General features: G+C 48.2%; 21 protein-coding genes and 1 tRNA gene. 10 read left to right on the forward strand and 12 right to left on the reverse strand.

Annotation, left to right across the window (positions count from 1 at the left end):
- Positions 1-394: 394 nt before the first annotated feature.
- A complete protein-coding gene (locus METBU_RS0113900) occupies positions 395-2,563 on the reverse strand; it encodes a sodium-translocating pyrophosphatase (RefSeq protein ID WP_017841210.1) in 2,169 nt (722 codons plus the stop codon).
- A 216-nt stretch (positions 2,564-2,779) separates the two neighbouring features.
- Between METBU_RS0113900 and METBU_RS24185 the strand changes: the two genes are divergently transcribed.
- Positions 2,780-3,496 carry a retropepsin-like aspartic protease family protein gene (locus METBU_RS24185; protein ID WP_017841211.1) on the forward strand — a complete coding sequence of 239 codons (717 nt, stop codon included), beginning with the start codon at positions 2,780-2,782 and terminating at the stop codon, positions 3,494-3,496.
- Between the two features lie 185 nt (positions 3,497-3,681).
- On the opposite strand, the gene METBU_RS0113910 is transcribed toward METBU_RS24185, so the two are convergent.
- On the reverse strand, positions 3,682-4,503 hold the full coding sequence (locus tag METBU_RS0113910) for an alpha/beta hydrolase (protein ID WP_017841212.1): 822 nt from the start codon (positions 4,501-4,503) through the stop codon (positions 3,682-3,684).
- 750 nt (positions 4,504-5,253) lie between these two features.
- On the opposite strand from METBU_RS0113910, the gene METBU_RS0113920 reads away from it, so the two are divergent.
- The 3 genes from METBU_RS0113920 (at position 5,254) to METBU_RS0113930 (ending at position 9,604) form a co-directional block, all read left to right on the forward strand.
- Positions 5,254-5,766, forward strand: coding sequence for a hypothetical protein (locus METBU_RS0113920; protein WP_014146719.1), 513 nt, complete (start codon positions 5,254-5,256; stop codon positions 5,764-5,766).
- A gap of 637 nt (positions 5,767-6,403) precedes the next feature.
- Positions 6,404-6,646 (forward strand): DUF6868 family protein, encoded by a 243-nt coding sequence (locus tag METBU_RS0113925; RefSeq protein WP_014146718.1) that lies wholly within the window; start codon positions 6,404-6,406, stop codon positions 6,644-6,646.
- Positions 6,647-6,688: 42 nt separating this feature from the next.
- Positions 6,689-9,604 (forward strand): UvrD-helicase domain-containing protein, encoded by a 2,916-nt coding sequence (locus METBU_RS0113930; RefSeq protein WP_235726413.1) that lies wholly within the window; start codon positions 6,689-6,691, stop codon positions 9,602-9,604.
- A 48-nt stretch (positions 9,605-9,652) separates the two neighbouring features.
- Here METBU_RS0113930 and METBU_RS28575 read toward each other — a convergent pair whose 3' ends face one another.
- Both METBU_RS28575 and METBU_RS24190 read right to left on the reverse strand, forming a co-directional pair.
- On the reverse strand, positions 9,653-9,799 hold the full coding sequence (locus tag METBU_RS28575; protein WP_017841216.1) for a hypothetical protein: 147 nt from the start codon (positions 9,797-9,799) through the stop codon (positions 9,653-9,655).
- 517 nt (positions 9,800-10,316) lie between these two features.
- Positions 10,317-10,589: a PBPRA1643 family SWIM/SEC-C metal-binding motif protein gene (locus tag METBU_RS24190; RefSeq protein ID WP_083877729.1), complete on the reverse strand. Its 273-nt coding sequence runs from the start codon at positions 10,587-10,589 to the stop codon at positions 10,317-10,319.
- Positions 10,590-10,901: 312 nt separating this feature from the next.
- Between METBU_RS24190 and METBU_RS0113945 the strand changes: the two genes are divergently transcribed.
- Complete coding sequence (locus METBU_RS0113945; protein ID WP_017841218.1) at positions 10,902-11,375, forward strand: hypothetical protein; 474 nt, start codon at positions 10,902-10,904, stop codon at positions 11,373-11,375.
- A gap of 43 nt (positions 11,376-11,418) precedes the next feature.
- On the opposite strand, the gene METBU_RS28160 is transcribed toward METBU_RS0113945, so the two are convergent.
- Both METBU_RS28160 and lexA read right to left on the reverse strand, forming a co-directional pair.
- Positions 11,419-11,562 (reverse strand): hypothetical protein, encoded by a 144-nt coding sequence (locus METBU_RS28160; RefSeq protein ID WP_017841219.1) that lies wholly within the window; start codon positions 11,560-11,562, stop codon positions 11,419-11,421.
- A 29-nt stretch (positions 11,563-11,591) separates the two neighbouring features.
- Complete coding sequence (lexA, locus tag METBU_RS0113955; protein WP_017841220.1) at positions 11,592-12,218, reverse strand: transcriptional repressor LexA; 627 nt, start codon at positions 12,216-12,218, stop codon at positions 11,592-11,594.
- A gap of 125 nt (positions 12,219-12,343) precedes the next feature.
- Between lexA and METBU_RS24195 the strand changes: the two genes are divergently transcribed.
- From METBU_RS24195 to METBU_RS0113970, 3 genes are all read left to right on the forward strand, one after another.
- The gene (locus METBU_RS24195) at positions 12,344-12,847 is read left to right on the forward strand and encodes a LexA family protein (protein WP_459560736.1); all 504 of its coding nucleotides are present in this window, start codon (positions 12,344-12,346) and stop codon (positions 12,845-12,847) included.
- 172 nt (positions 12,848-13,019) lie between these two features.
- Positions 13,020-13,466, forward strand: a complete 447-nt coding sequence (locus METBU_RS0113965; protein WP_017841222.1) for a hypothetical protein — start codon at positions 13,020-13,022, stop codon at positions 13,464-13,466.
- 302 nt (positions 13,467-13,768) lie between these two features.
- Positions 13,769-13,844: transfer RNA gene (locus METBU_RS0113970), tRNA-Thr, on the forward strand.
- 317 nt (positions 13,845-14,161) lie between these two features.
- Here METBU_RS0113970 and METBU_RS0113975 read toward each other — a convergent pair.
- The 3 genes from METBU_RS0113975 to METBU_RS0113985 form a co-directional block, all read right to left on the reverse strand.
- Entirely contained in the window at positions 14,162-14,866 is a 705-nt protein-coding gene (locus tag METBU_RS0113975; RefSeq protein WP_017841223.1) for a hypothetical protein, read from the reverse strand.
- A 67-nt stretch (positions 14,867-14,933) separates the two neighbouring features.
- Positions 14,934-16,208, reverse strand: coding sequence for an AAA family ATPase (locus tag METBU_RS25335; protein ID WP_017841224.1), 1,275 nt, complete (start codon positions 16,206-16,208; stop codon positions 14,934-14,936).
- A gap of 468 nt (positions 16,209-16,676) precedes the next feature.
- Positions 16,677-17,024 (reverse strand): hypothetical protein, encoded by a 348-nt coding sequence (locus tag METBU_RS0113985; protein ID WP_017841225.1) that lies wholly within the window; start codon positions 17,022-17,024, stop codon positions 16,677-16,679.
- Between the two features lie 520 nt (positions 17,025-17,544).
- On the opposite strand from METBU_RS0113985, the gene METBU_RS0113995 reads away from it, so the two are divergent.
- Both METBU_RS0113995 and METBU_RS0114000 read left to right on the forward strand, forming a co-directional pair.
- A complete protein-coding gene (locus METBU_RS0113995; protein WP_017841227.1) occupies positions 17,545-17,883 on the forward strand; it encodes a helix-turn-helix transcriptional regulator in 339 nt (112 codons plus the stop codon).
- Positions 17,873-19,138, forward strand: a complete 1,266-nt coding sequence (locus METBU_RS0114000) for a type II toxin-antitoxin system HipA family toxin (RefSeq protein WP_017841228.1) — start codon at positions 17,873-17,875, stop codon at positions 19,136-19,138. Before METBU_RS0113995 ends, METBU_RS0114000 begins: the two co-directional genes overlap by 11 nt.
- A gap of 230 nt (positions 19,139-19,368) precedes the next feature.
- Here the strand turns inward: METBU_RS0114000 and METBU_RS0114005 are convergent, their stop codons facing one another.
- The 3 genes from METBU_RS0114005 to drmC all read right to left on the reverse strand — a co-directional run bounded on the left by METBU_RS0114005 (position 19,369) and on the right by drmC (position 21,884).
- Positions 19,369-20,022 (reverse strand): metallophosphatase domain-containing protein, encoded by a 654-nt coding sequence (locus METBU_RS0114005; RefSeq protein WP_017841229.1) that lies wholly within the window; start codon positions 20,020-20,022, stop codon positions 19,369-19,371.
- A 76-nt stretch (positions 20,023-20,098) separates the two neighbouring features.
- Positions 20,099-20,989: a hypothetical protein gene (locus METBU_RS0114010; protein ID WP_017841230.1), complete on the reverse strand. Its 891-nt coding sequence runs from the start codon at positions 20,987-20,989 to the stop codon at positions 20,099-20,101.
- Positions 20,990-21,128: 139 nt separating this feature from the next.
- On the reverse strand, positions 21,129-21,884 hold the full coding sequence (gene drmC / locus METBU_RS0114015; protein WP_026130229.1) for a DISARM system phospholipase D-like protein DrmC: 756 nt from the start codon (positions 21,882-21,884) through the stop codon (positions 21,129-21,131).

Below are 21,884 nucleotides of genomic sequence, written 5' to 3' on the forward strand. Positions count from 1 at the left end.
ACGAACTTTCACAGTAAAATAGAGGGGTATTTACGACCAAATCCTAAATAGGCTTGAGCCTGGTAATAGCAGCAATTCCCAATTTGGAGATCAAAAAGGGTGTGGGGTATGCTTGGCGAGGATGTCGGCAGCAGGGCAGATTTTTGCTCCATGCAAAATCCGCATTCACGCCATCCTTGGCGTTCGAGCTGCCGCCAAGCCCCCATGGATAGGTTTACGGCGTTCCTCGACAGGCATACCCCACACCCTAAAATCGGCGAAACTGCTCAAACTGGGAATTGCTGTGGTAATAGACCGCGTTCGCCTAAGATCTGTTGTAGGCTGAACGGTCTTTTACGGCATCAACAAGACACTTAGAACGGAATATTTTTTGCCTGAAATCGTCTTAGGCCCATCACAACATCGGCGCAATTACCAATGCCACCACAGACATCAATTTCAACAGGATATTCAGCGAAGGCCCCGAAGTATCTTTGAACGGATCGCCGACCGTGTCGCCGACTACCGCCGCTTTATGGGGTTCCGAACCTTTACGATAGGTGCGCCCTTGAATTTCCACACCGGCTTCGATCATTTTCTTGGCATTGTCCCAAGCGCCGCCGGCATTGGATTGAAAAATCGCCATCAACACCCCGCTTACCGTTACGCCGGCCAGTAAACCGCCCAACATTTCAGCGCCGCCGCCGAATCCCACGACAACCGGCGAAACAACGGCCAATAAGCCCGGAGCCACCATTTCCCGAAGCGAGGCCCGTGTTGAAATCGCGACGCATTGACTGTATTCCGCTTTGCCGTCCGCATTATTGAAAACCAGCTGATCGGCCTCGCTCCATTGATCCAATTCCTTCCCTTCGTTGCGACGCATGACTTCGAGCGCCGCTTTCAACTCGGGGATAGAGGCAAACTGTCGTCTCACTTCTTGAATCATATCCATCGCCGCTCTTCCGACAGCCGCCATCGCTAACGATGAAAATAGAAACGGCAACATGCCGCCCAAAAATAAACCGCCCATGACATACGGTTTGGAAATATCGATACTGGAAATGTTGGCGGTGGTCATGAAAGCGGCAAACAATGCCAGCGCGGTCAATGCGGCCGAACCGATCGCAAATCCCTTACCGATTGCCGCGGTCGTATTACCGACTGCGTCAAGCTTATCGGTCCGCTCTCTCACGTCTTTCGGTAAGGCCGCCATTTCGGCGATGCCGCCGGCATTATCGGAGATGGGCCCATAAGCATCGACCGCCAATTGAATGCCGGTATTGGACAACATCCCCACCGCCGCTATGGCAATGCCGTATAAACCGGCGAATTCATAAGCTCCAATAATGGCGGCGGCAATAATAATAATCGGTACTGCGGTCGACTGCATGCCTACTCCGACCCCGGCAATAATATTGGTCGCGGACCCGGTCAGCGATTGCTCGACGATGCCTCTTACCGGGCGGGTTCCGGTTCCGGTATAAAATTCGGTAATCGCGCCTATTGCCAGCCCTGATGCCAAGCCAATAATAATAGCGATGAAAACGCCCATCGAAGTGTAAACACCCGAGCCGGTTTGCCAGGATTCCGGCAACATCCATTGAGTGATCCCATAAGTTGCTAAAAGCATGAATAATGCCGACACCAGTTCGCCGCGATTCAAAGCTTTTTGCGGATTGCCGCCCTCTTTGATACGCACAAACCATGTACCGATAATCGATGTCACGATACCTACAGCGGCTAGCACCAAAGGCAACAACACGGCATTCAATCCGCCGAATTCGTTGTCTGCTTCAAATCCGACTGTCCCGATCAATACCGCGCCCAGCACCATGGTGCCGATAATGGAGCCGACATAGGATTCGAAAAGATCGGCACCCATTCCGGCAACATCGCCGACATTATCGCCGACATTATCGGCGATCGTCGCCGGATTCAGTGGATGGTCCTCGGGAATCCCGGCTTCGACCTTTCCCACCAAGTCCGCGCCGACATCGGCCGCTTTGGTGTATATGCCGCCGCCGACCCTGGCAAACAAAGCAATCGAAGACGCGCCGAACGAAAAGCCGGTAATCACCGTGACGATGCGGCCAATTTCCCATCCCATCGAAGAAAACACGATTAGCAGCAAACTGAGTCCTAACACGCCGAGGCCGACCACGCACATGCCCATCACCGAACCGCCGGCAAAGGCCACCCGCAATGCGCTACCGATATTCGTTCTGGCCGCTTGCGTCGTTCTGACATTGGCCTTGGTGGCAATGCGCATGCCTAAAAAACCGGCAAATCCGGAACAAAACGCGCCTAATATGAATGATAATGCAATCATCCAGGATGAATCGTCAGACAAAGAGCCCATCCAACCCAACAAAATAGCGACTAGAACGACAAAAATAGATAAAACCCGGTATTCCGCCTTGAGAAAGGCCATGGCGCCATCTTCGATGAAGCCTGCGATCCGTGTCATTCGTTCATTACCGGCATCCTGTTTGCTAACCCATGCCGAACGTTTAATGATAAAAAATAGCGCTAATAACCCGAAAACCGGGGTGAAATAAGTAATCAACTGTCCTGTATTCATCGATGTTTGCCTTGTTTTAGTTATTAATGGTTTATGACATCGACGCTTTTTGATAGGGCATAAAAAGCGACTTAATGATTTTTTTGAGACGAACCCTTACAATCCAACGTTGTTTTGCCGCGCCTGTCAACACTTGTCTTATTAAAATTGGTTATTTGTGAAACCCGGACGCGGATTTTAGGCTCAAATTTTTTTAGCACCTTATGGCGGCACGCTATGTCCGGAAAAAACTCGATCATTGCCACCCTGTTAGCGTTGATGTTAACGCTCGGCATCGCACAAGCCGATAGCCTTAAAACTCAACTCGAACAAATCATTCATGCGCAGAGCATAACAATAAAGAATTTACACTTAGTCCAAGACGGCCCTCCCCTTCGTCTTAGCGGCACACCGGATCAACAATTAAAACGATTGCTAAGTGATTATAACTTTGTTCAATTATTTAACAATCAAGGAGATATCGAAAAAATCATCATCACCAGCATCAAGCGCTATGACAACACGCCGCCTCCTGCAGTTGTTGAAAAACCCAAGACCGACGCCAGTTATGCCATCAAAACCACCCGCAGCGGTTCGCATCATTTGGTAAAGGCCGAGTTATCGGGGCCTTACGGCACCAAACTGAAAGCCAATATGCTGATCGATACCGGCGCGACCACCCTTGTCTTACCCGCCTCGCTTCAATCCGCATTGGGTTTTACCGACAGAAATTTACAACCTGGATTCAGCGAAACTGCGAACGGCAGAGTCGAAATTATGCAAGGCAAGCTTAAATCGGTCGTTATCGGCAAAGCTCAAGCCGATAACGTGGATGTGAGTTTCATTGCGGACGATAAATTACAATCGAGCGGCTTGCTGGGTATGAGCTTTTTAGGACGCTTCCAAATGACGTTCGACGATGCGCGCAATCAAATCATTTTAAAACCCTACTAACCTTAGGATTTCGTAATAAATAACGTCCTGGAACTATGCGCTTTGTTGAGGATTCGGTAACTCGCTTGGCAGGACGCCGTGAATACGTCCGTGTAGGCTTGACGGCGGCTTTCCCTGCCGCCGACACCTGCCAATCGAGCAACCGAACCCTCCGTAAAATAGGGAAGTTATTTACGACTAAATCCTTACTCGCTAATCACTTGTTCAGCTTCATCGATAAAGTGCATCACTTCCCGCCACCACGGCAGTTCCGGAGCCAGCGGCAAGCTGTTGTGATCGGCATTTTTGAACGACCACAGCCGTTTATGGCATTGAAGAGAGTCATATAAATTCAAGCTATAGCGATTCGGAATGATTTGGTCGTCTTCGGCAATCACCATGGCCGTATTGCCGCTGTAGCCGTGCAGGTACTTGAGATTATCGAAGCGGTCGCGAATCAGCCATTTAGCCAGAAACAACCAATAATGGTGTTGCGCAACGTTAGCCATGCTGTCGAATGGCGTCATCAGGACAATGCCTTTAATCGGGACTTTTCCGGAATGCACGATTCCCCCGACCACACCGCTACCCAGCGACTCGCCCCAAAGAAAAATGGGGTCGCCGAAATCGTCCCTCGCTTGTGTTGCGATGGCAATACCGTCGCTGATCAATCCCGATTCCGATGGCGATCCCGATCTTGCGCCGTAACCCGGATATTCCGCAACAATAACCCGGTATCCCAGCCTTTCCAATGCATTGAAGTAATAACCCCGATTGATCGCGCTTCCCGCATTACCGTGAAACACGATAACCGTTCCTTTACTGCCCTTCATAGTCGATTTAGACATCAAGCCAAGATAGCTTTCCTTTGCCGGCCAAAGTTCCAGATTTAGCCGTTGCGCCAGCTCTTGTTGCCTAGCTAACGACTGCTTTCCGGGAAAATAAATCAGGTTTCGTTGCCATATAAATAAAGCCAGAAGAAACAACAAATAAGGCAACAGTATCGAAAGCATTCGTTTAATGACCATAATAAAGCCGCATCGTTAAAATAAACCATTTGTCGCTCATCCCAAAAAGAGCAGTTGGCATGTGTTGTAGACCGTTCGTGCTGAGCCAAGTCGAAGCATGAAGGGTCTACAACACTTTCACCGGCTTGGTGAAGCCCAAATTACCCCTCACACCCTTCGACAGGGCTCCCCTGAGCGCAGCCGAAGGGCTCAGGGCGAACGGTAGCTTGAGGTACTCATCTGCTTTTTTTAGACTTATATCTTATCCATATCCTTCGCGCGGCCACATTTTCGGTTTTCTGAAACAAATTGTTCACACGCCCTGCATCTAAAACAAGATGGAACTTTGCCCCCTTTGAAAAAAGGGGGGACTGAATATTTACGCGCTAAGCATAATCCATATTTATTTACTGTAATCCGTGGGAAAATACCTTTTTTTTCGCTCGGTAAGCAAGAGCTTACATAAAGAGGTTCCCAAACCGTAGAGACTGTGAAAATTATCGGCGAATACATCATAAAACAATTTATTCACCATGAAGAACATGAAAACAATGAAGAAAAAGACGATAAAATCAACAATCTAATTATTCATATGACTATGAATTCATGTTCTTCATGGTTATTTCGCAATATTGAATATTCTCACAGTCTCCGTAATTTCGGAAACAGCAGGGAGGATCTGAATACTTACAAAAAGCAAAACGTCAAAAATAAAAAAAATCGGTTATTTTTAGCTGGCCTGCCCTATTTTTTAACCTTAATAAACCCTCGATGAACTTATTACTCAACTATCTTTCGCTTTGTTTGTTCCGACAAAACCCTATAAATTTAATCCCCGGACCATCATTCGTAATGAAGAACTTGGCGTTCTATCTTGTTTCGGGCATGATCGTCGAGGGGCTTATTTCCGATCCGGTCAGCGGTACATTGGAAGTATTGATGAGGACCATAATGGCTTTCTCATTTATCACTGTTTTTTTGCTGACGATGAAGAAATGGCAATTTTTTAAACAAGTCTTCACTGCCATTTTTGTCTGCGAAAACTTTATCATCACCCTGGCGATTGCCGCTGAAGTGCTGGATGTTGTTATGGTAATGAGGCATGTTGAATATCAAGAAGAAATATCAATCGGGATCAGCGTGTTTTTAGTCATTTGGTATATTGCAGTTATCAGTTATATTTTCCGTCAAGTCTTTTTGTACACGGCAACGCCAAGCGTTATTTCAGCGATTGCCTACTTTATTGCCAGTTACGGCATACCGATGCTAGTTATGGAGCTCTAAAATCATCTCAAGATTCGGGCATCTTCATGCTTTCATCGATTATCCTAGACAAAGCATTTCCTGATTAGCAAGATGCTTCAGCTTGCCGAGGCCAAGTATCCGAGCAAGGACCAGTCGTAGTCGCAAAAACTAAAATATGCTGTTACCCAAGCTCCAGCTTGGGTAACCTGTTCAGGAAGCTCTAGCTTCCCGAAAATCAAGAAAGATTGAACGAGCGAGCGAGTCGGGTTTGATTCAGAATGTGCGGAGGTTGTGTCGGTCTCAGGAAGCTGGAGCTTCCGGGGTGTCTTTCCCAAGCTGGAGCTTGGGAAATAGCGTGATGTGGGTTGGCCGTTTTTAGCTTGACGCGCATGGCTTGCAAACCCCGTCCTGCTAGGGGATATGCTGATCTTTGGGCTTTAGCTGAAGAAACTTGCTAATCAGGAAGCATTTTGTCCACGAAAATCACGAAAATATTTAATTAGTTATACCTTTCGCACTTCAAATTTCGGCAGTACCCTAGGAGGCGCCGGGGTGCTCTTCAAAGGCTTTGCCAGCATGGACGTATTCACGGCGTCCTTTGACGGCCCCCCGGTGCCGAATTTTGATCTACGATAGGTATATTATTTTCCCCTTAACCATCACAGGAGACCCGCTCATGAACATTGAACTAATACGTGACGTCCTTTTATGGTGCTCCATAATCAACTTCAGCGTGCTGCTTTTGTGGGGACTGCTCTTTATCTCCGCTCACGATTGGATGTATCGATTACACGGGCACTGGTTTCGCTTGCCGGTCGAACAATTCGACGCCATACATTACGCAGGCATGGCGCTTTACAAAATCGGCATCATTCTGTTTAATCTCGTGCCTTATATTGCCTTGCATATCGTCGCATAAGAGCACGAAAGCACAGGCAAAGGATTGTCCTTGAATACTTCGTTGAAAACATCATTCCTCTACCGAATCAGCCGCTTGGCCGCATTATTCGCCTCGCATGCCAATCATGACCAGTTGTCTTTAGCCGAAGACGGCATAATCTTGCATAAAGGCGAAACACAGCTCCGAATTGCTCATCTGGCGATCGGCAGCGGCATCGTCTTGGAGCCGGGCTACTTCTGGGATGTACTGGCATTTCATCAGGAGAACAGCGAGACCGTGCGCATGGGCGGCATCGCTAAAAAACGATCGAAACGCTTGCAAACCGACTTGCAGCAAGCCAACCGCCAATATCTCCACGATTTTTATCAACGCCTGGTTCCGGAAATAGAAAGCGCTTATCAACAGGCGCGCCCATGGTTTTCCGGAGATCGCTATATCCGCCGAATTGCCGTACGGCAATGGCTGAAGACGCATCGAGACTTGGTCAAAGGCATTCAGCGCAAAAATATACAACGCTTTTTACCGACCGATACGGCACAAGCCCTGCAATTCATCCGCCCTTTGTTAAACCACGGATACGACGCGGTCGAGCGCTTGAATGAAACTTATATCGAACGTCAAATCGAGGCATTTAAATCCTTTTTCGACGACGTGGAGAGCAATCCGTTAACGACCCATCAGCGCCGCGCCTGCGTGATCGACGAACAGCACAATCTGGTATTGGCCGGCGCCGGTACCGGCAAAACCAGTACGATGATCGGCCGTGCCGGATATTTAATCAACGCAGGACTAGCAAAGCCGGAACAAATCCTGATGTTGGCATTCGCCCGCAAAGCGGCCGAGGAAATGGAGCAGCGAATACAAGCAAAACTTCGCATCGATACGCTGACCGTAAAAACCTTTCACAGCCTCGGCAAACATATCATTGCCCAGGTTGAAGGCACTGCGCCGACCATTGACAAAATGGCTGAGGACGAGCATCTTCGCACCCGGTTTGTCGACGAACAAATCCAAAGGTTGCTGCAAGACGATCAATACAAGTCTCGACTGGTAACTTATTTCTTGCACTTCAGCCATCCCTATCGAAGCGCCTTCAAATTCAAAAGTCTCGGCGAATATAACCGTTATATTCTCGAAAACGACATCCGCACGCTGCAGGGCGAATTGGTCAAAAGCTACGAAGAATGCGAAATCGCCAACTTTCTTTATCGGCAGCGTATCGCCTACCGCTATGAGGCTAATTATCAGATCAACACCTCGGGACCGGATTATCGCGTTTATCAGCCCGATTTTTACTTGCCCGATTACGGTATTTATATCGAACATTTCGCCGTCGACGAACATCAGCAAACGCCGCCGTTTATCGACCGGCAAAGCTATTTGGAGGCAATGGCGTGGAAACGGGCCTTGCATCGAAAACATCGGACCACCCTGATCGAAACCTACAGTTATCAGAAGCAACAAGGCATTTTGACGCAATCGCTGGAACTGCAACTGAAACAAGCCGGTGTGGTTTTCGACCCGCTGCCCAACAATGAACTGCTTCAGCAATTGCATCAATTCGGCCTTATTTCGCAACTGGGTCAATTGCTGGCTCAGATGCTGGCGCTGTTTAAAGCCGCCTATTTGAATATCAAAAGCCTGGTCGCGCTGACTAAGCAACATGAAGATCATGAACGCATGCACGCGGCGGCTTTTTTGTTTGAGCCCATTTTCGAAGCCTATCAACAGTATTTGCGCGACACCGATACGATTGATTTCGAAGACATGATCGGGCGGGCGATCGACTATGTCGAAGCCGGACGCTTCCGTTCGCCGTACACGCATATTCTGGTCGATGAATTTCAAGACATATCGGCCAGCCGCGCCCGACTGATCAAGGCTTTGCTAACTCATAACCCGAACCACAGCCTGTTTTGCGTCGGCGACGACTGGCAATCGATTTACCGTTTTACCGGCAGCGATGTCACGATCACCCAGGAATTCGAGGAACATTTCGGCGATACGGCCTTGAGCATTCTGGATCAAACCTTTCGTTTCAATAACCAAATCGGTGCGGTAGCGTCCCGTTTTGTCATGCAAAACCCAACGCAAATCGCCAAGCGAATCGAAAGCCATACCGTCATCGCACAAGCAGCCGTCTCGCTCATCCGGACTCGGCTCGATCCGGTCGGCCTGAATGCGGCATTATCGGCAATTAATGCCAAAACCGCCGTTCAGGCTAGTGTATTGATCTTGGCCCGGTTCAATTTTAGAAAACCGGATTTGTCGAGCTTAAAACGGCAGTATCCCAAACTTGCCATTCAATTCATGACGGTCCATGCCTCGAAAGGCAAAGAAGCCGATTATGTGATCGTACTTGGACTGGAAAAAGGCAAAAACGGTTTTCCGTCGGAAAAAAAGACCCATCCGTTAGTGGAGCTATTACTACCGAAAGCCGAAGCATTCGACCATGCGGAGGAAAGACGCTTATTTTATGTCGCGATGACCCGCGCTCGGCATCATGTTTACCTGATCGGAGATGCCGACAAGGCTTCCGATTTTATCCGCGAACTGGTTGATCAACGCTATGAAATTCGCATTGACGAATTTACCGGCGAGGGTTTTCAGGAGAAAGTGGCCGATATTTCCTGCCGCGAATGCGAAACCGGTTACCTAGTGCCGAAAGATAGCCGGCATGGCAGCTTTTTCGGATGCAACCAATATCCGCTATGCACGCATACCGAACCGGCCTGCCCCGAATGCGGCGGCGGTTTACGCCAAGAAGGCCGGTTTCGGGTCTGCGAAAACCGGCGCTGCGATCATGTCGAACCGGTTTGTCCTGAGTGCTGCGGCAAACTCAGCTTGAGAAAAGGCCCTTACGGGCAGTTCTGGGGCTGCTCGCATTTCCGCAAGAACTCTGAATTTTCCTGTAATCATACCGAGCAATTTATCGATCTGAAGGACGCGAAGATTGCACTGTTCCTGGAGGCGTAGCCCATGGTAGAGGCTGGGCGGCGAGAATCGCCCGGTCACGTTGTCCTTTTATCGTTTCTTCCGGGGTGCTTCTAATAATTGTCTGGCCTGATCGTTGCTCAAGGCCGGGGTTTTGCCTTCATTGTTATTCGCGGCCGGCTGCTTGACGCCTTTGACCGGATTGTGATTCACAGCGTTTTGTTCACATATACCCATCGTAGATCAAAATTCGGCACCGGGGTGCACGTCAAAGGACGCCGTGAATACGTCCCTGTAGGCTCTATGCCAGCTCCATGCTGGCAAAGCCTTTGCCGAGCACCCCGGCGCCTCCTCAGGCACTGCCGAAATTTGAATTGCGAAAGGTATAAATACTCAAATAGGGAAGACAGGGCCGAGAGCTTGCGGCGGATGGTGGCGTCGGAGAATTTTTTCTCTTCAATGGTTTTTCGCAAGGCAATGACATGGGAGCGGGTGACGATATGAAACTCGGCCGGGCGGCTCCCCTATCATTGTTTTGTCCTTCCCAGTCTAGACATGAACAACCGGCATTCTCTATACCCTTTGCTGGTCAAATTTCGGCGCCGGGGTGTCCGTCAAAGGACGCCGTGAATACGTCCATGTAGGCTCTGTGACAGCATCCCTGCTGTCAAAGCCTTTGCCGAACACCCCGGTGCCTCCATACGTCAATGCCGAGATTTGAAGTGCGATAGGTATATTCATGCTGCCGTTAGCGTTAAGCCAGAATACCCGCGGCACCGCAGCATTTCTTGTATTTTTTGCCGCTACCGCAGGGGCAAGGATCATTCCTACCGACTTTGTCGGACTTGGCCGGTTCCGGTGGATTTAAGGCGCGCTCCAGGTCTGTAATATCTTCCGGCTTATCCGGCTCGATACCAATGATGTAATGCCAACCCTGCGAAGCACAGGTTTCTGCCACGTATTCGCCACGTTTACTGTTTTGCACACAAACGATAATGGGGTTCTTTTCTGAGCCCAGTCTTGCCATAGTCTTAAATTATTAAGTGAATAAAAAGGAATGATTTTAACCGATTTTCGATTGCTGTAGATGAATGTTTTATCCAACGAGAAGCAATCCAGTCGTCGGCAATGCTGATTTACATGCTTGTTCAGCGGCCAGAGATGTTGTTGTTCTCCAAACTGCAACAGAAAGGCACAGGATCGGTAATTTGAATGTGCCAGTTCCCGATTCCGAGTCTTGTTGGGAACGATAACTTCACGCTGCCCGTCTCATACGGCAATATTCGCGACGAAAGTTTATAATCCTGTTAAGACTAACGATTAAAACTTTGCGCCCATCATGAAAATAAACTTCACGAAAAAAGAATACCGGATATTGCTCGATTTGATCCATATCGCCGATTGGGTCTTGCACGCACATAGCACAGATGATCGCGCCGATACCAAAGACTACAGAAATTTGATGCAAAAATTGATGTCGTACGCCAAGGAGATGGGCTTCGAGGCTCTTGTCGATTTCGATAAAGAACGAGGGGAGTACGTCACTTCAGGTGAATTCGCAGGTGAATCCGTGGCTGAAGATTATATTGAAGAGTTCGAAGATAACACTTTTTGGAGTCAGTTAATTGGAAGGTTATCGGACCGCGACGCGATGAGACAAACCGGGGTCAATCATTTGAGCGAGATTGAAATGAGCGAACGATTTAAAGCTATCGGGGAGGCCGAGGAAAAATGGATAACGGAAATCGATAACTACGGCCTGAGCAGAATCCGTATCGATGACGACGAAACGAAACCCAATGTAGTCCATTAAAACATCCTTTCCAACTCCACCGCCACATGCCCATACTTGCCCATCACCAAACCACCCCAACCAACATAATCGCCGACACCACCAGAACCTTCATACCCCAAGCAATTACGCAATCCGACCGGCGATCCTCCATAATCTCGGCCACCCTGTTCCTGACCTGATCCTGCATGTGAATTTTGCGTTGCATAGCGGCTCTCCTCGTTTAAAGGTTTGTTGCTAATGTACCCGGTAACTGCGCATTTGTCCGACCAAAATACCTTGAATTTGAACTTGTTCGGGCGCATAAATTTGGGTTGTCATCGCTGAATTAGCCGGTATCAACAGCACTTTGCCCGGCGATTGTTCGATATATTTCAACGTCGCTTCGTGATTGTCGATCAACGCCACGACAATTTCCCCGTTGCGTGCGTAATCGCGCTGCTCGATCACCACCCAATCCCCGTCGAAAATGCCGGCTTCTTTCATCGAATCCCCTTTGACTTGCAAGACATAACACGGCTTGTCGCTTTTCAGCAGCGCCGGGACCGGCAGGTAATGCACATCGGCCAATGCTTCGATCGGTTTGCCGGCGGCGATTTTACCGACATAGGGCAAGGCATGTTCGCACGCGGCATAATCCCGCTGCGCCTGGGCCGTCAAACGAATGCCTGTTTGTTTGCTGCCCGAGAACGGTTCGATCAGTCCGGCATCGATCAAGGCGCTGATGTGCTTGTGCAACGATCCACGCGAAGCCATGCCCAACGATTCGCAGAGCTCATCGAGCGTCGGCGGATAGGCAAAGCGTTCGTAGTTATCGCGCAAAAACTCGAAGATTTGTCGTTGTCGGCGGGTTAATTCAGTCATTGTGTCAACATCATTTGCTTTTGGGATGTTTGGCAGTTTAGCAAAAAGCGCCTAAAATGAGAACAAAAAGAGAACATAATAAGCGCCTTTCGACTTCGCCTCGCTCTCAACCTGCTATGCTCATTATGCCAACGAATTTTTATTCCGCTGCTTCAAACCCGAAAACTGTGAACCTGCCGCTGTTTGCCGGCAAAGTCTCGGCCGGTTTCCCCTCGCCGGCCGACGATTACATCGAGAAAACGCTGGATCTGAACGAGCTGCTGGTGCAAAAGCCCGCCGCGACGTTCTTCGTCCGCGCGCAAGGCGAATCGATGCTCGGCGCCGGCATTCATCCGAACGATATTCTGGTCGTCGATCGGTCGCTGGAACCGGTACCGGGCAGGATCGTGATTTGCGCGCTGAATGGGGAGCTGGTCGTCAAGCGCTTGAAGCGCCGGGGCGGTAAGTGGGTGTTAGGCTCGGTCAAGCCGGAGAGACGTTCAATATGGGATGAAGCGTCAATAATAGGTGAAATTGTCTATGGCTGGTTAAGCCGAATTCCCGAGCTTATCCACTATAGCCAGGCAATTCTACCGGAATTGGCACCGATACTCGAAACGTTCCAAAAAGACGACCTTAGTCTTTTGTAATCGAATATAAGCACTGGCCGTGAAATTTCTTGCTAACGACCGTTTAACTGATAAGTTGATTTTGCAGTGTGATTAATTAAAAGTTAACGTCAACATGATTTTTAATCATTAAAAATCAATAGGCTACATCATTGATACTGCATCATTAACCTGCCACAGGAGTCCGTTCCAAATGAAAAAAACAACCTCAAACCGCATGATAGCTGCTTGGTTAAGTCTCTTGTTTTCTAGTTTTTTTATGAGCCAAATTGGCTTCGCAGCTGACTATGAAGACCAATGTTTCAACGAAGTTCAAGGAAAAATTCCCTGGAATGATGAAAAAAACATGAATTGGCGTGATGATAATATAAAGCAGTTATGCAAAGGCACTACTAAGCCGCTTGAGCCCGGTAAATGTTTCTCGAAAGTAAGATCAGAACGGGTGAATTGGGGTAAGGGTAGCCAATGGGAATGGAAAAACATCATCAACTTGTGCGCTGGCACCAATGACGCGGAGAAGACCGTTGAATGCTTTAACAAAGGGATTGCTAGCGGCGCAGACTGGAGGGATGCCATCTTAACCTGTCAACGAAACTTAAGCAGCCAAGGAAAAAGTAATAAACTAGATTGGAATCAATAATTCTTTTTTTTCTGATATGACGCCTGTATTTAACTAAGCAGCGAGAAAAAGGGGTCAGGTTGAATTAATAACTTAAGCTACCCCCTTTTTTGGTATTAAGCATTTCAAATCTGAACAATTGGTTCTTAGTAAGGTCTCAGCTGCATTCGATAAATGCGACAACGCCGAAAATTTTATTCGATAGTTTCAAAGATATGCTTACATTCCAAGCAAATACTTAGTCGATATATCCGGGTGATTTTTAAATAAATTCAGTTCCTTGCCAGAAGATCATGAAATTGATTAAAATCCGCCGCGAAATCGCCGATGTAGCTCAGCTGGTAGAGCAACTGATTCGTAATCAGTAGGTAGCGGGTTCGAATCCCGCCATTGGCTCCAATAAATTCATAGGCTTGCATAAATGCAGGCCTTTTTTGTTTGTGCCTGGGTTAGGTATGGGTTAGGATTCAGGGAGAACTTCGCGGAATAGGCGAGGTGCTTTTTTCTCTTATACCTTGATACCGTCCAGAATTTTTTCTTCTCGAATTCTCCAATTGCGTTATGGCTTTTAATTACGCTTAATGCAATTTCATTTCAAATTGTTCTCGCCTTTTGCTCTATGAATCCTGCGCGCTGCATACTGAGCGTCGGACAAAATGAACAAACGAGTTTTTTCGAAGCGCGTTTTTTCGTAGGGATTTTGGGTTCAGAGAAATTTATTGCTCGACCGGTTTAGCGTCTCCACTAGTCTCATCCACTCGTTGTGCATAACGCATGACCATGTCGATTTGACCCATTACCCATTTGTGGTCGCCAGTATAGTCGATCAGTAAATCGCCCTCGGTCGATTCGATTCGTTCGAAATGGATCGTTTGTCCCTGTTGATACAGGCGCGGGCCATGATCGGCCAGCGATTCAAACAAAGCTTCCAAAAGAGGCGCCCAACCGTAATCGATCCAATATTTATCCGGCAGTTCCAGAATGTCGCCAGTTCTATTATTTATATTTTGATCGACGCCATGAGGCGAACGCCAAGGCATCATGCCTTGAATCAGGCCATGTCGTTCGCATAGCGTTTTGACGCCGATGCGTTTGTGCAGCGTCCCTAAATTGCCGCAAATTTCGCAGGTTCGATACGACAGGGATTCGGCCATGACGCGAATGCCGTTGACATAATGACTTTTCTCGGGGCCGCTGAGATACACTCGAAGCCCGCCCATTTTCTGTTTAACCTCGACGATTTCGGCTCTCAAGTCATGGGCCTCGATCAATTCAGACATCACGTCGATCAGGTGAAACCAACCATTGTCGCAGCTCAAGCCCCAACGGAGCAGGGAATTGCTTTCGTCATGTATCAGGTTGTGCCGGCGATAGAGGGTAGGATATTTGTCAAACAGGTACTGTTCTAGAAATTTGTTCATGATCAATTTGGTATTGAGTCGTTCGGTTCTTCTTTTGCGGCTGCGAAAATGATGCTTGGAGCTTGTGTCACCATATGTAACCCATCGGTTTGTCTCGTTGTGCATCGTTCGGTTTGACCAGATCGTCGTTTTGAATGGCAACTCGATCATCAGGGTTACGGTAACGACTGGCTGCAGCCGCTACCGATCGCATTAGCGCGATCTTGGTTTGCCGAGGACTAAAATCGGTTAGGGTATCTATTACCTCATCCGCCAGTTCTACATCGAAATGTTCTACAACACAGAGATGCCCAAGAACTGCCCGATAAATTGATCGGATGACGGTCGCCCGGTGCTCACTGGTAATTGCCTCGATATGGAGAACCACGAACCGCGATAGCAGCGGTGCGGAAATCCGGCCCAGATCATTAGCGGTTGCGATGACCAACAGCTGGCTCGCGTCACACGGCATATCCAATGCTTCGTCGATGAAGTTTTTTGCCGCATCCGGTTCAAGCAGCGTATATAGGGCTCCAAGTGGATTGAATTTCGAGGAGGTGCTCGCCTTATCGATTTCATCCAACACCAACATCGGATTCGCTGTTTTTCCATCCCGCAGTAGGTCTACGATACAGCCAGTTTTGGCCTCGCTCCATGAGGAACTCATGCCAGATAAAACAAAACCTGCGGTCGTACTAGCCATGTCTAAAACGCGGCATTGGACATCCAACAATTTTGCCACCTCACGCACCACTGCCGTTTTGCCGACGCCGGGCGGTCCCGCCAACAAAACCGGAGGGAATCGCAGATGCGGTTCGCCATGGCGAAGGCGGGCTAGATGGGCAAAATGCCCTACAAAGTCCAAAAACTCGACACAATTAGGGAAGCGGCATTTCAGATCGTTAATCTGCGTACCGAAGTTTTTCGGAATTGCTGCCAATGTGCGACGACCGTCGTCGCCGGACAGATCGAACTTTTTCAAAATGCCGCGTAGGCTCTTTTCGGAATTTTCCAGTTTGTCATAACGCGCACGGAGCGCCGTGATATCGAATATAACAATGGAAGGTTCGGTACGCGAATTGGGGGCAGTTGGTGTGGACATGCCAGAAGGAAACGAGTTTAGGGACTTTTTTGGCAAAGCGGCCTCCAATTCCTTCGCAAAACGGTCGAAAACCGACTCTTCGGAATCGTCACTGGAAGCAACACGGTGTTTTAATAAATCATCATCCTGAAGCGGGTCCGATGTTGAGCCATAACGAATATCCTGTAGTCGCTCGAAGAAGCGATCCGATTTCGATATTAATTGCAAATGGGGCCGAAAAAATTTAAGTCCTCGTTGGCGATGCATGTTGAAAGGATGCATAAAATCTCTCTTAAATGGTCTATTTGCTAGACATATTATCGCGACGAATAACCTCTGTAAATAGTGGCTATAAAATTTCATCAAAACAAATTTTTGAATTCGGTTTGTGCAGTAAAGTTGACTGTGGTTTTGTTAGTTCAGCTCAAATTTTAGTTTGGGCGCCTATCGGATGGCTATACCTTGAAAGCAGTCATTCACTGTTATTGTAAGCTTGCAATATTTGTCGATTTATTTGAAGTTTTTCTATTTCAGATGGTTCGTCTTTAGCTGACTCTATCAATGACGCTATATTTCGTTTTCCAATTCAAGCATTGATTTCTTTTTGTTGGTTGTAAATGTAATTTTTAACTCCCCATTTTCTCGGCAAATAACTTAATTTTCATGATGTTCAAAGGTAGAACAGTCTAATGACAATACTCACTGGTGGTTGTCCGGTAGTAGGTAACTTTACGGAATCTGGTTCGACCCTCATTTCAAATCCCCATCCTTGTTGTACCTTGCGCGTTCCCCCAGATGGTCGTTCTCGATCATCTCTCTAATTTCCGCGTCGTCTTTGAATACCTTCATCGTTGGAACCTTGAACTTCGTCTTCTTCCATCGTTTCATTTTCTCAAAGTTCATCAGAATCCGTTGCCCGGTGGTGTCGTCATCGACGATGAAGATGGGGCGTCCTTCCCACTTGATTCCGGGGATTATCTCATGCGTCTGTATCTCATGATTCGGGGGAAAAGCCTCCTGTATCTGGGCAATAATCTCGTCCGCATATTCGATCCAGATCACGACCCAAGGCCATTTTATTTCTAGAGTATCTTTCATTTCTCTTCCCGAACAAATCATTGTTTGACAAAAATGAATATTTGCAATTCGGATTATTTCATAAAATGTAATTCTATTCTGCAATCAGCGTGCCTTTTTACTAGGATGGCGCCAATCTCCAGAACAAATTGACCGCCTTCAACGACCTGGCTTTCCAACTCAACGATACAAAGAATTTTCCGTACCTGCATGATGTTGTAGCCAGGCTAATAGCTGGGCAATATCCTCGGTTGACGCAGTGTGATGAATTCGCCTCCACAGACAAATTCTCATGTCCGTTAATCCCCAAAAGCGCAGACCTGTTTCCATAATGTGGACCATAAGCGGCTTTGTGTTGCTTTGCTAAAAACGTGTGTCCTCGCAAAATAAAGATAATGATCCATATATAAAACATAAAGCATCATTATGAGTCATATATAAACCTTTTCTCACTTGCCGAAGCGTTTGGGAACTGCTAATGTGATTCGCATGTCGATCACAAGGTAGCCCTGCGATCCATTTATAAACCAACAGTTAAACTATGGCCAAAGTATCGGCACGCACCTATTCCCGCTATAGCCGTGAAGCGATGACGCTTCTGGGCAAGCTCATCCGCGCCGCACGAATAGAGCGTAAGATGACCGCACAAGAGGTTGCCGAACGCGCCGGTATCTCGCGCGGGCTTTTGCAGCGCATAGAAAAAGGGGATCCCAAGTGTGAACTAGGGGCAACTTTTGAAGTGGCCGCCCTAGTCGGCGTCAAACTTTTTGATATCGAAGCGACGACGCTCAATGGGCATATTCGCCAAACCGAGGACAAGCTCGCGCTTCTCCCGAAGTCTGTGCGGAAAAAAGTAAAAGTCGTTGACGATGACTTCTAACAACGCCGATAAAGAAGCCTATGTCTGGATATGGTTGCCTGAGGCAACCGAGCCGGTCGTCGCGGGCAAGCTTGAAGCCGACGATCAGGGCAATATTCATTTCAACTACGGCAAAAGCTATCTGGAGCGCGTCAAGGATACGCCTCCGGCTATTCCCATCTACCTGCCGGAGCTACCGCTCAAGAAGGGAGTATTGGCACTACCGGATGGGCTGAGCATGCCCGGCTGTATCCGTGATGCCGCTCCGGACGCATGGGGACGGCGCGTCATCATCAATAAAAAGCTTGGACGGAAAGGCAAAGATACGGATACCGATGCGCTTGGCGAACTGACCTATTTACTGGAATCGGGCTCTGATCGTATCGGCGCTCTGGATTTCCAGCGCTCGCCAAGTGAATACCTCCCCCGCTCCGCAAGAAATGTCCAGCTGGAAGAATTGCTTAAATCCGCCGAACGAGTCGAGCAAGGTATTCCGCTCACGCCGGAGCTGGATCAAGCGCTCTTCCATGGAAGCTCTATCGGTGGCGCACGCCCCAAGGCCTTGATCGAAGACCAAGGCACAAAATACATCGCAAAATTTTCATCGAGCTCCGACCTCTACAGTGTCGTAAAGGCTGAATTCATCGCCATGCGGCTAGCGGTCGCAGCCGGGGTGAAAGCCGCCCCCGTAAAGCTTGTTCAAGCCGCAAACAAAGACATCCTTCTAATCGAACGGTTTGATCGCGAAAAAACCGCCGATGGTTGGACGCGCAAAGCCATGGTGTCCGCCTTAACGCTGTTTGGCCTTGATGACATGATGGCCCGTTACGCAAGCTATGAAACGTTTGCAGAAATCATACGACATCGCTTCGACAACCCCAAAAAAACGCTCGAAGAGCTGTTTTCTCGTCTCGTCTTTAACATCTTGTGCGGCAATACCGATGACCACGCACGCAATCACGCGGCCTTTTGGAACGGCAAAACACTCAGCCTTACACCTGCTTACGATATTTGCCCGCAAAACCGTACCGGTAATGAAGCCTCACAAGCCATGCTCATTTCCGGGAACAACAATCTGAGCAAACTCAAGTCGTGCCTTACGGCAGCACCCCACTTTCAACTCCCGCAGGATGAAGCGAAAGCCATTTTCGATAGGCATCGCGAAGCCATTGAAGCAAATTGGAACAACGTGTGCGATGAGGCCAAGCTCAGTGAGATTGATCGAAAACTGTTTTGGAAACGGCAGTTTCTGAACCCTTCAGTGTTTGAAGAGTAATGCTCATTCATTCGTCGGTTTTTGATGCTAAATCCTTTGACAACCGCATGGGTAGCAACACTTGGAATATTGCTCGTCAAACAAACCGATCATTTTGTGGCTCATATTTTTAAATTGATGAGCCACAAGTCTTGTTGTATTGAATCTGTGAGCATCAAACCCACTCCCCCAACTGTTCCAGTTGCTGCAGGCCGGCCGCGATCATAAAACGCTTGATTGAATCATTGGTCCTACAAGTCGAGGACGATCGGTTGATGCCTGAGACAAAATCTTTCATCATGCAGGCTGGCGTTGACATAGGTCGTTTCACCTTGCTTTAACACGCCATGACATTCATGTATGTGGCCAAAGACATGAATTTTCGGCCGGACGAGTTGAACTGCATCGGCCAATGCTTCGCAGCCGACATGTTCACCAAACACCTCATCCAAAATACCATAGGGCGGCGTATGCGTTATCAATACGTCGGTATTACTCGGAATGCCATCCCAAATCTCGGCTAATCGAGGACCGCGCGGTAGATTGAACGCCCAATCACAAAACTCCGGCTGCCAGGGCGATCCCCAAAAGTTCACGCCATTGATTTCAATGCCTGCGTCTTCAAGATAAATGGCGTTTTTGAGCAGATTTATTGCCGCGCCCTTCCCCACTATTTCAAACGGCCAGTCATGATTTCCGGCAATCACGAGTTTGCACCGATGCGGCAGCGTACCTAACCAATCGTCGAAACGTTTGACCTCGGCTAGCCTTCCTTCTAAACAGATATCGCCGGCGACGATCAGTACATCGCCGTCCGGCACCGACACTGTTTGTTGCGCATCGTGCAGGTCTGACAGGCAAACCAGGCGTAAAGCGGGTTTATTTTGATTGTCGATCAGTGCCATTGCCGCTCCTTATGTCTTGTTGCTAGACATATTAACCTAAAAACGATCTTCCGCAAACATTTTTGAACTGCCCTTGTCATTTCATGAAATCTAGCAGCAACTCGCTGACAGAAAATGCGATTGGCGCTGAATTTTGAGGTGGTTTCTGTTCGATGCGCAATTCGTTCGCCGTCGCAACCATGACGCCCCATGGATCGGGGTAGCTTTTTCGAGAACCATTGGCCGCTTTGATCAAGGTCGATTCTTGGGCGATCAGCCAAACTCTTTCATTCGAAAGGTGGTCTTCTTGTTCTCGATCAACCGCATCTTCTACCTGAATTACAATAAACGCCACATCGACGATCCGATGCTCATTGAATACGACCATGATGGCATCGTAACCATAGCTCTTTTGTCGATCGCTGAGTGGATTAAAAATCCGCAGGACCGCTCCACTTTCATAGCCCAAGCTAACAGGATCGATCGCTTCAAGACGTCGCAAAACATTGTGTTTGAATGATAATTCTTGCTTATGCAGATTCTTTTCGTCTAAAACAGGACGCTGGGTACCCCGCCCTCTGGCGGTTTGACCTTCCGGCATGGCCTCACGGTAAATCTGCCAGGTCTTGAGGAGTTGCGGCCGTTTGATTTTTTTTTGGTACAGCGCTTCAGCCAAGGCGTTGAAATCGCTCTCGGTCGCAACTCGATTGATTTTTTCCAACAATTCGAGAGAGTCTGCGTTAATGCCTTCCGGAATATCCAGCGGCGTCTTTGCGTTTGCCCATCCGCCCGTTTGCAATTCGACGGCAAAACGCCCAACCCTTAAGTAACGCCAAAGCACTGAAATCCGCACACCCTCCTTCTCGGCACGGGTCTTCAGCCAGTCGCTAAAACTCTTGGCCTTTTGTTCTCGCCAAGACTGCTTGTCCTGGGTCTCAATCAGATCTTGGGCTTCTTGACGCCAGTTGAAGTTGCGGAGCTTAGACATATTTTGTCATTTAATCAGTCGGTAGCCTTCGCTGCCTGTTATCTTGGCCATGGAAAAAATTGAATCGTTGCCGATTTAGGATGTATTGGCGGCCTTTAAAACAAGCCCTTAGAATAAAACCTAACCAAAACATTATAATTCAAATTAGATCAATCACTTTTAATTGGACGAGAGCATTCAAATGTCGATTCAATAAAACCGGTATACGTCCGCCGCTGATCAAAATACCCGCTTCAATGTTTTTCTCCATCGCAAAACCGGTCAAATTGGCACTAGTGATAAAACAAAATCGATCGTCAGCCAAAGCAATCTTGGCATGAACTCGCCCACCCAAATAATTTTCTGTTTTATTGATCCATGCGTAAATCAAGGCCTCGGGAACCAATTTGAGCATTTTGCCAATCACGTCGATGATCACACTACCTCCATGATCATTCGATGATTCCAGCAACATCGAAACCACCACGCCACGAGCAATGGCTGCATTAAGGGCATTGATAATCGATGACACATCATAGGCAACGAAACTTGTGATGAAAAGGGACTTTCTGGCCGACTCAATGACCTGCAACAATGCTTGTTCGGTACGGCGAGCCGAAACGAATGGCGTCGATGGCCCTGTCCATACGAGCTCCAAGGATTGTTCCGTGTTCACTTTGTCTATCGTGTGAGATGCGGCGACCAACATTGCGGCCAACTCGCTGCCAGTGACCTCACTAGCCTGCCATGTTGTTTTCAGCCTGTCGATCGCAGATGCCACTTGGTGCGTGCTTTCGAAGTCGGTCAACGATACTGCTTTGGATTTGGCGTTTCGAATTCTATTGGCAATTGCGCCAACTTTCTCCCGAGGAACTAGGACCACTAAATTCGTGATGGCATCTAGTAATATTTCCAT

Source organism: Methylotuvimicrobium buryatense 5G (assembly GCF_000341735.1).
Taxonomy (GTDB): Bacteria; Pseudomonadota; Gammaproteobacteria; order Methylococcales; family Methylomonadaceae; genus Methylotuvimicrobium; species Methylotuvimicrobium buryatense.